General features: G+C 42.7%; 11 protein-coding genes. All 11 read right to left on the reverse strand.

From position 1 onward, the window contains the following. Positions 1 to 56: 56 nt before the first annotated feature. Positions 57 to 1,691, reverse strand: coding sequence for a PucR family transcriptional regulator (locus ACFVS1_RS25055; RefSeq protein ID WP_352927785.1), 1,635 nt, complete (start codon positions 1,689 to 1,691; stop codon positions 57 to 59). 157 nt (positions 1,692 to 1,848) lie between these two features. Next, positions 1,849 to 2,067 carry a hypothetical protein gene (locus ACFVS1_RS25060; protein WP_034304894.1) on the reverse strand — a complete coding sequence of 73 codons (219 nt, stop codon included), beginning with the start codon at positions 2,065 to 2,067 and terminating at the stop codon, positions 1,849 to 1,851. Between the two features lie 16 nt (positions 2,068 to 2,083). Further along, the gene (locus ACFVS1_RS25065) at positions 2,084 to 3,568 is read right to left on the reverse strand and encodes an NCS1 family transporter (RefSeq protein ID WP_387551749.1); all 1,485 of its coding nucleotides are present in this window, start codon (positions 3,566 to 3,568) and stop codon (positions 2,084 to 2,086) included. 42 nt (positions 3,569 to 3,610) lie between these two features. Continuing rightward, a complete protein-coding gene (hydA, locus tag ACFVS1_RS25070) occupies positions 3,611 to 5,029 on the reverse strand; it encodes a dihydropyrimidinase (protein WP_241594159.1) in 1,419 nt (472 codons plus the stop codon). 14 nt (positions 5,030 to 5,043) lie between these two features. Further along, positions 5,044 to 6,330 carry an NAD-dependent dihydropyrimidine dehydrogenase subunit PreA gene (preA, locus tag ACFVS1_RS25075; protein ID WP_352927791.1) on the reverse strand — a complete coding sequence of 429 codons (1,287 nt, stop codon included), beginning with the start codon at positions 6,328 to 6,330 and terminating at the stop codon, positions 5,044 to 5,046. 26 nt (positions 6,331 to 6,356) lie between these two features. Continuing rightward, a complete protein-coding gene (locus ACFVS1_RS25080; protein ID WP_387551794.1) occupies positions 6,357 to 7,715 on the reverse strand; it encodes an NAD(P)-dependent oxidoreductase in 1,359 nt (452 codons plus the stop codon). A gap of 697 nt (positions 7,716 to 8,412) precedes the next feature. Continuing rightward, positions 8,413 to 9,678, reverse strand: a complete 1,266-nt coding sequence (hflX, locus tag ACFVS1_RS25085; protein WP_387551754.1) for a GTPase HflX — start codon at positions 9,676 to 9,678, stop codon at positions 8,413 to 8,415. A 1-nt stretch (position 9,679) separates the two neighbouring features. Continuing rightward, on the reverse strand, positions 9,680 to 9,814 hold the full coding sequence (locus ACFVS1_RS25090; RefSeq protein WP_387551757.1) for a hypothetical protein: 135 nt from the start codon (positions 9,812 to 9,814) through the stop codon (positions 9,680 to 9,682). Between the two features lie 136 nt (positions 9,815 to 9,950). Beyond that, the gene (locus ACFVS1_RS25095) at positions 9,951 to 12,074 is read right to left on the reverse strand and encodes a heavy metal translocating P-type ATPase (protein WP_387551760.1); all 2,124 of its coding nucleotides are present in this window, start codon (positions 12,072 to 12,074) and stop codon (positions 9,951 to 9,953) included. Continuing rightward, a complete protein-coding gene (locus ACFVS1_RS25100; RefSeq protein ID WP_352927805.1) occupies positions 12,067 to 12,438 on the reverse strand; it encodes an ArsR/SmtB family transcription factor in 372 nt (123 codons plus the stop codon). The genes ACFVS1_RS25095 and ACFVS1_RS25100 overlap by 8 nt, the downstream gene beginning before the upstream one ends. Before the next feature lie 517 nt (positions 12,439 to 12,955). Next, entirely contained in the window at positions 12,956 to 13,156 is a 201-nt protein-coding gene (locus ACFVS1_RS25105; RefSeq protein WP_034304915.1) for a cold-shock protein, read from the reverse strand. Positions 13,157 to 13,438 lie beyond the last annotated feature (282 nt).

Genomic DNA, 13,438 nt, shown 5'->3' on the forward strand with positions numbered 1-13,438 from the left:
TTTCCTTGCATTCAAAAAAGGATGTCCCCTGGACACCCTTCAGTCTTACTCATTTTTTATCTTCCAATATATTTGTCTACAAATTTCCCTCTGATCTTCCTGCTGCTGTATTGTAAGAAGTCCAATGCAAAAATCATGAATTCAAGGCCCAGACGCTTATCTGAACGCATAAAATCAGAACCTAGCAGTTTCTCCAATTTTTCAAGCCTATGATATAGCGTTTGCCGGACAATGAATAGTTGTTTCGACGTTTCCTGTTTAGAACCGTTACAAGCTAGGTAGGTCTTTAAGGTAGGCATTAACTCACCATTGTTTTGCTTATCATATTCAATGACAGGACCTAAATATTCGTACACCGTTTCCTCTAGATTACCATGCTTATTTAAGAGCGAAATCATGCGATGCATATGTAAGTCCTGATAAAAGATGCTCCTGCTATCCTCTGGCAACGTATCCTGAAGCAGCAAAGTTTCACGGGCCGTTTCATAACTTTTATAAATCTCACTTAACCTTTGAACATGCTTTCCAAAACCAATGGAAAGCAGACCCATACGATTACGCCCGCTTACATCCATTTTTATGATTCGATCCACCGCGCTTGTAACCCTTGATTTCCAATCTTCAGATGGACGATTATCACCCAAAATAAAAACAAGATGCTGATGCACTTCCATGGAAAATATCTGAAAGCCGTACTGTTCAAAAATCGTTCTAAACATTATCTTAAAATAGGTTCCATCTAACTTTGTGGAACCTTTATCATACTTTGGGTTTTGTTTGCATATGCAAACGATTCCGCCATCCAACTGCATTTTCGGATCAATATAGGATAGCCTCTCCCGGATTGCTTCATCACTATATTCTCCTTCAATCCAATTTGTAAGCCATTTACTTTCTTCCGACATCTTCTTTTCTTCTATATATATTTCCCTTAATAGATGCTGCGCCAATGCTGTAGCCGTTCGATCCAAGATCAGTGAATCAAAATCTGTCAACTCCCTGCCGTTGCTGCAAATGAGCAGTTCTGCATAATTTTCACCTAGCACTTGAATCGGCTGTCCAAGAACGGTTTTATCCATTTTCCGCTTCTCTTCGTATATGTCCGCCACCATTTGATAGGCCGTTTTTTTCTTTATTTTTGGAATGCTGGCTATATCATTTTCATTAAAGATAAGAATAACCTGTACATTTAAATAGCTGTGGAGAAATTTTAGAATTGGTTCATAATGGTCAATTTCGAGGAGATTTTTATTTAACTGCTGGGAGTAGTTTTCTAAGTTGGAGATCATCTGATATTGTTTATTGATGATAAGGGAATGTATATCCTGCGTGATTTCTACGAAAGGGACTTCTTCATGAAATAGGATGATAGGGAATTGCCGTTCATTTGCGAGATCAATGGCACATTGCGGCACTGCCATGGTGTTGGCGCCAATCTCTATACAGAGTCCAGCTGCATTGCATTCCATTAACTGTCTTAAGTAGGATAGAAATGTGTCATCGCAGTCTTTCCACCCTAAACCGGTAGTCAGTATCAGTTCGTTTCCATTTAACAAATGGCTGATTTGGGTGACTTCCATGCAGTGGACCCACTTCACTTGACGCTTTATCCCACTGCTACCTGCAATTATATCCGTCAGATTAAAATGCTTGCGTGTTAGAATTTCCTCGATTGTTATCGATGTATTCATCCAGCCACATCCTTTTATAAAACTGCTTTAAAATCTATTATAAACGGACAACCCTTAAATCTCCAGACACTTGTCAGAAAATCTAACGTCAAAATTCTACAAAAAACTCGAACAAAAAGGACCCATTCGTGAGGAATAGGCCCGGTCCATAACTATTTCAATTCAATTTTTTTTTGAAAAGCAATGTAGAAAAGTATTTCCTTCCTTCCGGGGTTTTGATGTTCAATTGCTTCCATTCCTGCTTCGTTCCTTCAATCAGTTCAAAATCGAGAAAGGCTCCACTTAAACTTTCGGAAACCCGGGTGATTCGATATCCTCTTTCAAGTAAAAAATCGATTTGTTCCCTTTCTAAGCGATACTCTTGATATTCGGACATTTCCATTCCCCCTTTTTCAAACGTTTTCCTTGCCGGTCGAAGCCGTAAAAACCATCTCTTCCTCAAGTTCTGGACCTTTCCCAATTATCCAATCCCTGCCAACGGAAATGCCTAAATATTTCTCATCGCTCGGATCAATGATTTCAGCTTGTTCATATCGCTTGAACCACCAATACTTAGCTAATATAAAATAACTGGCACCGCCGAGAAGAAAGCCAATAATAAACGAATAATTTGAAAAAATCGTTGCACCGATTCCTCCAATCACCCATGAAATGATTCCTGCCCAATTCACTCCATTCAAGTATTTATACTGCCCTTCACTTTCATAGAGTTCTTGTACATTCACTCTCCGTTTTCGAAGGAAATAGTAATCCGCTACCAGGATGCCGACAATGGATGCCAGGATTCCGCCTATTATTAATAAAACTTCTATGATGATGCCGAACAGGCTCCATGGCTGAACTACTATCCCAATCACCCCCGCTACAACGACTCCCGCCCAAAATGGCATTTTAGGACCCATGACATTGGAGAAAATGGTAGCTGCGGGAATGACATTGGCCGTAGTATTCGTCGACCATTGAGCAAAAACGATCATGATCAAAAGGACGCCGAGGGCGATTCCACTTGCTGATCCCTGTATGGCAACTACAGGATCATAATTGGAAACGGCCATATAAGAAACCGCTCCGATAATCACCATGAACGTCTGAGTGATGGGATAGGTGATAATATTCCCAATTATTTGCCCCTTATTGCGCTTGAACCAATTTTTTTCATTTTTTGGTGCCTTTATATATCGGGAAAGCGTGGGCATATCTGCAGTCAGCGTGCCCCAAAATCCCATATTTGCCATAATGACGACCATGAATGCCGTTGCAGCTGCCCCGCCAGTGACCGGACTTTCAATCCAGGACCAAACATCTCTTCCTTGGGCTACAGCCTGATCGGATAGGGTGAAATACATCCAGCCGGAAATTAAAATGATGACGGGCGCCGCCAAGTCGGCGAATCGTTCTATCGACTTTATTCCCATTGCCGTGTTGACTAATTGTAAAACGGCAAAGATGAGGAAGCAGATAAACCAATTATCAAACTCAAAAAGAGTTGTGAAGATAGCGTTCATTGCAGTGGCTCCAAAGTAAGTATTTAGCCCGAACCAGCATGACGCTACAAAACCGCGTACAACTGAAGGGATGTGGGTGCCAATCGTACCGAACGGCGCTCTCATATAAACTGGGAATGATATTCCATGTTCAACACCAATATCCCCTGTCATTGTCATCAAAAAGCCGAGAACCACACAGGCAATGACCGTTGCAAGAACGACCCAGCCTAAGGATAAACTTTGGACACCGTTCCCACCGATTGCGAAGGCAGCCAATACTACAGCCATGCCCACCCAAATGAAACCAAATCCGGCTGCACTTATGTTTTTCTCACTATGAGGTATAGGCAGCAAATCGGGAGACTTTAAATAATCTTTCTTCTCACTCATAGAAAATCCCCCTAATTTAATTTGCAAGATTCCTTACCGAATTTAGACTGGAAGCTTTTTCCCTGTATCCGGCTTCAGTGCCGCATTATATTTTGCCCGTTTCAGGAATTGCCCTTTTCCAGCTTCGCCCACAAATTGTTTGTCTTTAATGACGAATTGACCTCTCGATAAAACGGACACCGGTTCACCTGTAATTTCCATACCTTCAAACGCATTATAATCTACAGCCATGTGATGGGTTTCTGCAGAAATGGCCCTTTCAACTTTCGGGTCAAAAATGACAATATCAGCATCCGAACCTACTGCTATCGTCCCTTTCTTCGGGAATAATCCAAATAGCTTGGCGGCACGCGTAGATGTCATGTCGACGAATTGATTCAAGGTAATACGCTCTTTCATGACCCCTTCAGAAAAGAGGATACTCATGCGATCCTCAATCGTCGGCCCGCCGTTCGGTATTTTCGTGAAATCTTCACGTCCAAGTTCCTTCTGTCCCTTAAAATCAAAAGAGCATTGATCGGAGCCGATCGTTTGCAGCTGGCCCATTTTCAAAGCATTCCATAGCACTTCTTGGTTTTTCTTCTCCCTTAACGGCGGGGACCATACATATTTAGATCCCTCGAAATGGGGCTTTTCAAGATAAGACTGGTCAAGAACCAGATATTGCGGACAAGTCTCCCCCCAAATATCCACCCCTTTATTTCTTGCCTCAGTGATCTTTTCAACCGCATCTTCACAGGTGACATGAACGACATAGAGCTGGCCATTTGCCATTTCCGTCAGTTTGGCGGCCCGTCCAGTCGCTTCCCCTTCAAGCTCCGGAGGCCTTGTTAATGCATGGTAAATTGGATCCGTGTTCCCTTCAGCCAGCGCCTGCTTCGTAAGATAATCGATGACATCGCCATTTTCAGCATGAACCATGACAAGTGCGCCAAGTTCCTTTGCTTGCAACAGAGTGCGGTATAGCGTGGCATCATCAGCTTGAAAAACATTCTTGTAAGCCATGAACACCTTAAAGGAAGAAATCCCTTCATTATCGATGATACTTGGCAACTCAGCCAATACATCATCATTAATCTCACTGATCATTAAATGGAAACCATAATCTATGGCCGCCTTTTCATTGGCCTTTTCATGCCATGTTTCAATCGCTTTCTTTAATGGCACCCCTTTTTCGGTCAGACAAAAGTCGATGATCGTTGTCGTGCCTCCATATGCAGCAGCAATCGTACCCGTTTCATAATCATCCTTCGTCGTTGTCCCTCCAAACGGCATGTCGAGATGGGTATGCGGATCAATGCCACCCGGAAAAATATAAGCGCCTTTTGCATCAATGATTTCAGCCCCGTCAGCCGGCAGGTCCTTGCCAATCATTGCAATCTTCTCATTTTCAATCAATATATCCGCTTGATACGTATCTGCAGCCGTTGCAATCGTTCCATTTTTAATGATTTTCTTCATATTAGACCCCTCCATCATTTTACGAAATCAACTCTTTCACTGCTTATGCCCCCAAGGAACGATTGGCGTTCATTCCACGTCATTGGCGGTAATTCATTTGTCAGTTCGATCATATCGATTGCCCCATCGGCCGGACAGACGATCGAGCACAGATTACAGCCTACGCAATCTTCTTCGCGCACTCTCAAAAAGGAGCTGCCTGACGTGTCCTTTAACATATCTATACATTGATGGGAAGTATCTTCACACGCAATATGGCATTTATTGCAGTTAATGCACACATCATTATTAATGCGCGCAACGACCTTATAATTAAGATCCAAATTCCCCCAGTCGGAATAGCGCGGTACGGATTTACCGACAATTTCCATGACGGAGGATATCCCTTTTTCATCAAGGTAATTGGAAAGTCCATCAATCAAGTCTTCTACTATTCTAAAACCGTGATGCATGGCAGCCGTACAAATTTGCACTCCAGTCGAACCCATCAATAAAAATTCCACCGTATCCTGCCAATTTGAAATGCCGCCTATTCCGGAAATGGGAACATTGATCTTATTATTCCTTGCACACTCTGCCACCATATTCAAAGCGATCGGCTTCACAGCTGGACCACAATACCCTCCGTGAGCCCCCTTGCCGCCTACATGCGGAATCGTATTCCATGAATGGATGTCCACTCCTGCCAAGCTGTTGATCGTATTGATCATGCTTATTGCATCCGCACCGCCGCGCACTGCCGCTTCAGCCGTAACCGTAATGTCGGTTATATTCGGTGTAAGCTTGACGATGACGGGCTTGGATGCAGCTTCCTTCGCCCAGTATGTTTGCTTTTCCACAAGTTCGGGAACCTGCCCAGAAGCAGCTCCCATCCCACGCTCTGCCATACCGTGCGGGCAGCCAAAGTTCAATTCGTAACCATCGACCCCTACATCTTCTATACGCTTGATGATTTCATGCCACTTTTCCTGTTGCGGCTCCACCATCACCGATGCAATGATTGCATGATCCGGGAATCTCTTCTTCGTTTCATATATTTCTTTCAGATTCACTTCAAGAGGACGATCCGTAATCAATTCTATATTGTTGAACCCGGCAACTCTCTGTCCATTAAAGCTGACCGCTGCAAAACGTGATGAAACATTCAGGATGGGATCACCCAATGTTTTCCATACAGCTCCACCCCAGCCAGCTTCAAATGCGCGCTGGACTTGATAACCCGAATTAGTAGGTGGTGCTGAAGCAAGCCAAAAAGGATTGGGAGATTTAATACCTGCAAGATCAATTGATAAATCAGCCATGATAAGCCTCCTATTTTTCATAGTTATTAAGCAATATCCTCCGCTTCGCCATTCAAAATCGAGTCAATTTCATAGGCTGTCTTTTTCCCTTGCTGGGCAGCTGAAACAACCATTGCCTCACCTTGGCCTTTTCCGAAGATCACGTCACCGCACGCAAAGATCTTATCATGCGATGTCTTATAGGAATCACCCTCCAATGTAACGACACCATCTTCATGTTTAATGCCGAACTGTTCAATCAAGCCTATATACCTGGATTGGCCTATAGCACGAATGACCCCATCGACCGGAATGACGAACTCCGATCCGGAAATTTGGACTGGACGGCGCCGCCCATCTTCCCCTGCCTCGCTAAGCACCATCTTCACGCACTCGATGCCTGTAACCTGACCGCTTTCATCCGAGAGGATCCTGGAGGGGGCAGTCAGCCAGTGAAATCCGACACCTTCTTGTTTGGCAAACTCATATTCAAAATCATAGGCTGTCATTTCCTTTTGGGTACGACGATAAATAATGCTCACCTGTTCGGCGCCCAGACGTACAGAACAGGTCGCGGCATCGATCGCCGTGTTTCCAGCTCCTATTACCGCCATCTTCTTCCCAATGAATTTATCCGTGATAGCCCCTGTCTTCGTTGCTTTCACGAAATCGATTGCATCATAAACTTCAGCCAATTCCTCCCCGTCAATTCCAAGCTTAGGAACATCGGACATGCCGATCGCTAAAATGACCGCATCATAGTCGGCAGTCAGCTGATTTGCGGAAACATCCACTCCGACCCGTGTATTCGTTTTAATATCAACATCCAAACTCTTTACTTGTTCAACTTCCCAATAAGAAATGCTCTGAGGCAAACGGAACGATACAATCCCGTAAGTATTTAATCCGCCTGGATTCTTTTCAGCTTCGAAAATGGTTACACTGTAGCCAAGCAAGGCTAACTCCCTTGCTGCAGACAAACCCGCCGGACCGCTTCCTACAATGGCAACTTTTTTGCCATTCTTCTTCCCGGCCTTGAATAGGGCTTGTTTATTTTGGATGGCCCAATCTGTGGAATAACGCTGGAGATTGCCAATCATGATTGGCTTTGTAGAATGGTTCAGGACACATGCTCCCTCACATAACTCTTCAGTCGGACATACCCGCGCACAGCTGGCACCGACAGGATTGGCCGTCATGATCGTCTTGGCCGACCCTTTAAAATTACCTGAAGCTATCTTCTTAATAAAACCTGGAATATCTATTCCGGTCGGACAGGCTTGGATACATGGGGCATCATAGCAGTATAAACATCGATTCGATTCTTCCAAAGCTTCCCTTGGAGATAAACCCCTCTCCGCTTCCTGAAAGTTAATCTCTAGACCACCTCTTAACGGGCTCGTCATACTCATCCACTATTTCTCCTTCCAAACATTTATTTTTGAAAAATAAAAAGGGAGGAATTGCATCATTTCTCTCTATTGTCCTCATATTTAAACGATTGAAAGCATTGCCAACATGTTTTCCGTCCATTTATTCAACTAACAGTCATGGCGATTTCACAGCCAGAATTCTCTCGTTTTGTTTATTTCTCTCACTGGTCACGCCTCGATCCCTGCTTCTTCTAACACGAAAAGCCCCCCCTACTAATCTTAAAAACTCAAAACCAGATTATAAATCAGAGAATTGAGTATTCTTTATTTTATAATGTTGAAAAGCAAGTTTCATTATACAAAGTGTAAAGCATTTCCAGATGCTAGATATGCAATATGTAATATTCATGTTATATTTCCTAACAATAAGTGATAAACATCGTCATTTTTCTACATTCAAACTTACTTTTCATCATACTTACTGATATTATTTGGATGATTTGTTTCAAAACCTACTTATCAACACTTTGTCCACATAAAAAAAAAGCCCAGAAACTCAATTCAAGGTTTCTTGGGTCTTTTTGCCTTTATCCACAACTTATTCACATATTATAGGACAGTAATCTCTTTGTTTTTGCGGAACAGAAGCATTTAAACAAAAGTTATCCACATTCAGAAATCAACTTTTCCACTTATCAACAAACAGTTAACAACTTATCAACAGGCAGGCTCATTCCGGATGAATAACGTATCGTTTATATTTCTCATAATCCGTTTTCTTGCACTCAAGCTTAATTCGATATCCGTTTGCCTCATATTCAGTTTCCGTTATGTGATCATTTTCATTGAAATAGGAAACCAGCTGCCCTTGATCATACGGAATCAGCATTTCACAGTGAGTATAGTCAACAAAAATATGCTTGCTAATTTGTTCGATCAATTCCTCGATGCCGACTTTGTTTTTTGCAGACATATATACAGAGTCACGATTCACCTTAGGGATTTCCAAATCAGTAAGGTCCGCTTTGTTATAGGCAAAAATCGTCGGAATCCCTTTAATGCCTATCTCATTTAAAGTCTTATCCGTTATCTCTATTTGCTGCTCATGATTTGGATTGGAAAAATCGACAACATGGATCAACAAATCCGCTTCTACTACTTCTTCTAGTGTTGATCGGAATGCTTTCACGAGATGATGAGGCAATTTAGACACAAATCCCACCGTATCAGTCAATAAAAATTCCTTATTATCCGGCAGCGGAATGTTTCGGACGGATGTTTCAAGCGTAGCGAACAGCATATCCTTCTCAAACACTTGCTTCTCTGCTGTTGGATGGTACATCTCGATCAAAGCATTCATGATCGAAGATTTACCTGCATTGGTATAACCGACCAAGGATACGACAGGGATGGCATTCTTTTTCCGCTGTTTCCTCTGCGTTTGCCGGTGTGCAACAAGGTCTTCCAGTTCCTTATTCAATACACTTATATTTTCCTCGATTCTCCTGCGGTCAAGCTCTAACTGCTTTTCACCTGCACCTTTGTTTGTACCGACCCCGCCACTCTGACGCCCTAATGACTCCCTCAAACCTACGAGACGCGGGAGCATATACTGCAGCTTCGCCACTTCTACCTGAAGCTGTGCTTCCTTCGTTTTCGCCCGATGCGCGAAGATGTCCAGAATTAAGATTGTCCTGTCAATCACCTTGCAATCCATGTCCCTCTCCAGATTACGAAGTTGCGAAGGGGAGAGCTGATCATTAAAAATGACGACATTGGCTTCTTTATACTCAACGAGATTTTTTACCTCCTCGATCTTCCCGGTACCGATAAAATGTGATGAGTTCACCCGATGTAAATTTTGTGTGATGGTCCCTGCAACCTCCACCTCACATGCTTCCGTTAAATTGGCCAATTCCTCCATCGAATACTCAAAATCCTTTGAACCGTTGAGATTAACTCCAACCAAGATTGCCCTTTGCTGTAATTCCATCATTTCAAATCCCTTCCGTACAAACCTTACTCCCTATATTATACTTAAACAAACCTATCATGCTGCCTAAAGCCAGCCACATTGTAGCATAATAGATATCGCTTGCATAACGATTGCTGCCAAAGCTACGTGTTTTCATTGGACCTCCTTTTACTTTCAACAAAAAACTAAGAGGACCGATACTTTTTTTCAAAGTTTCACATGAAACAATTGGAAAGCCCATAAAGAAAAGCTCCCTGTTGCACCTTAAGATGCACCAGGGAGCCCATATTATTCTATTCTTTTATTCTCAATAACCTAAGACTGTTCAAGGTAACTAATAGCGTCGCACCCATGTCGGCAAAAATCGCCATCCAAAGTGTTAACCAGCCCGGTGCTATCAATAATAAAGCCAGGATTTTAATCACCAATGAAAACGTGATGTTCTGCTTTATGATTTTTAATGTTTTGCGGCTTAAGCGGATTGTATAAGGCAGCTTCGATAAGTCATCACCCATTAAGGCAATATCGGCAGTTTCAAGGGCCGTATCCGTGCCCGCCCCGCCCATTGCGATTCCTACCGTGGAAGCTGCCAAGGCCGGAGCATCATTCACACCATCGCCCACCATGGCCACTCGGTCATATTTTTGTTTCCATCGTTTGATGATGGTCAATTTATCCTGCGGCATAAGCTCCGCCTCAATCTCATGAACGCCAGCTGCCGCTCCAATTGCTTTTGCTGTTCCAATATTATCGCCAGTCAGCATGATCGTTTTTTCAATGCCCAATTCATGCAGTTTCCGAATCGCTTCCTTACTGCTTTCCCTTATTTCATCCGACACTGCGATCAGTGCCAGGAGCTTCACTTGATCACCAAGCATCATCACCGTTTTCCCTGTATTTTGAAAGCCGCTGATTAATGTAAGCACATCATCAGAGAAAACTATACCTGGCTCTTCTTCAAAAAGATGGGGCTTACCAATGTAATAGATTTCTTGATTGATTTTCCCTTTTATGCCTTTACCGGTGATCGCAGCAAAATCCTCTACCAATAAAGAATGATAGTCCACATCGTGGTTTTCCGCCTTTTGAAGAATGGCCGTAGCAAGGGGGTGCTGTGATCTGCTTTCTAAAGCAGCAGCGATAGCCAGCACGTCCTTTTCATTCAACACATCAGATAATACCTTGAAATCAGTCACTTCAGGTACGCCCTTTGTTAAAGTACCCGTTTTGTCAAACGCGATCGCTTTTAAGGCCCCTGCTTCCTCCAAATGGACCCCGCCTTTAATCAGAACACCATGTTTCGCAGCATTTCCAATAGCTGTCACGATGGCGATGGGCGTAGAAATGACCAAAGCACAAGGACAGCCGACAACCAGTACAGCCAATCCCCGGTAAATCCATTCACTCCAATCCCCGTTCATCACAATCGGGGGTAATACGGCAATGGCCAAGGCAATGAGCATGATGGCCGGCGTATAGAATTTTGCGAATTTATCGACGAAGGCTTGGGAAGGGGCCTTTTCGGACTGCGCTTCTTCAACAAGGTGGATGATTTTTGCAATCGTCGTATCCTCGACTCGCTTCGTGACCTCCACTTCGAGCAGCCCTTCACCATTTAAGGTTCCGGCAAACACTTCACCCTCAACCGTTTTAAAAACCGGCTCGGATTCCCCAGTAATGGCTGCTTGATTAAGTGTCGAGGCCCCTTTCATGATCCGGCCATCCATTGCAAGCTTTTGACCCGGTTTAACGATCATGATGTCGCCCACTTCAATCTCATCAACAGCAACCATCATTTCGTGATGCCCTCTCAGGATCAAGGCTTCTTTAGGTGCGATATTCATTAATGATTCGATGGAATTACGGGCTTTATCCATCGAATATTTTTCCAATGCTTCACTTATCGCAAATAGAATGACGACGGTAGCGCCCTCGCCCCATTCACCAAGCACTGCCGCTCCGATGATGGCAACCGTCATAAGGGTGTGCATATCAAAGCGAAGCCTTACAAGGTTTTTCAATCCATTGACAAATAATGAATATCCTCCAACTATGATTGCAGCTGCATAACCGATTACCGGCATGATGCTTCCATCAGCATATCGATTATCCAATATCCAGCTGACCAGCAATAGGATAACCGAAAACACCACTTTAATATTTTCTTTTTGCTTCCAAAATGGTTCCTTTTGCGTTACCTGTTCCTGTTCACCGCGGATCTTCAGGTTATCAAAGGCTCCCGCCTTTTCAATCTCTTCAATGGTCGCGCTGCCCTGTACCGAAATCTTCGACGCCCCAAAGTTGATTTTGGCATCATTCACACCCTCTAGTTCACGGACATTATTCTCAAATTTAGCCGCACAATTCGTGCAGGATAGACCCTGGATACGATATGTTTTCATTGCGGACTCAGCCATCGACCCTTACCTCCTGCTGATGTTCTAACGCAATGAGAATCAATTGCTTTATATGGTGATCATCCAAAGAATAAAAAGCCAACTTTCCTTCTTTTCGGTATTTTACGATTGCGTGTTTGTAAAGAGTCCGAAGATGATGTGACGTTGTTGCCATCGAAGCACCAATGATATTGGCCAGATCGCACACACACAATTCCTCGTCCGTACAGAGCGCATAAGCTATCTTCGCCCTATTTTCATCGCCTATAACTTTAAAAAGCTTCGACATGCTGGATATATCCACCTGGCTCATTTCCTCTTGAATGCGATTAACCTTCACTTCATCATGCAGGTGGACATCACATATATCTTTCTGTTCCGCCATCTTCTCACACCTCTCATTCAAATCTTCGTTTGATTATAATATAACACAATTTGCTGAATATTCAAATCTACATTTGAATGTATTGAATCTTTTCCCCTTCCTCCAAGTTAGTGAAAGTGGCCTATATGTCTTTATATGTGGTCCATCGTTTTTTTGTTTCAGCCCCCTGGAATTTTGCTGAGATATCCTCTTTCCTATCTTCAGGCGAAAAAAAGAAGGGACATAAATTCCTTTACGTCCCTTCAATAGGCGAAAAAAAGAAGGGACATAAATTCCTTTACGTCCCTTCAATCCAATGATTTGAGTAATTACCTATCGGTGCCTTGATAAGGATAATATATTTAATTTAGTATTTTTTAGAAAAACTATGATATACTTAGTCAAACCTTTTTAAGCGTTTTACTTTACTTGTACCATTTACCCTGCTTATCGTTGAGCAGGGTTTTTTGTTATGTATTTTCACAAACAAAAAAAGACAGACCCTATAACAAGGATCCGTCTTTTTTTGTTTGTGAAATTATGCTTTTTGAACGTTAGAAGCTTGAGGTCCGCGTTGTCCTTGTTCTACTTCAAAAGTAACTTCTTGACCTTCGTCTAAAGATTTGAAACCTTCGCTTTGGATAGCTGAGAAATGTACGAATACGTCGTCTCCGTTTTCGCGTTCGATGAATCCAAAACCTTTTTCTGCGTTAAACCATTTTACTTTACCTTGTTCCATTGTTGTTGCCTCCTAGTGCATCTAAGCACAATGTATTACTATCCTTGCTCTAAGTCATCATCGAAAACGAAAAGTAGTACTTTTAGTATCCTTAGTACCGAACAAAAATAATTAAGACTAAGCATAACATTAAATGGTAACGATTGCAAATGGTTTGGATAAACTTTTTTCCAGCAATTTTTAATACTCTCTCAATTTGATGAAAAAATAAGCAGTAATGAAAGTGATTCTATCTATTACACATGACCTCTTACATGCATTCATCCAAACAAAAACCTTTCG

Source organism: Peribacillus sp. NPDC058075 (genome assembly GCF_042885195.1).
GTDB lineage: Bacteria > Bacillota > Bacilli > Bacillales > DSM-1321 > Peribacillus.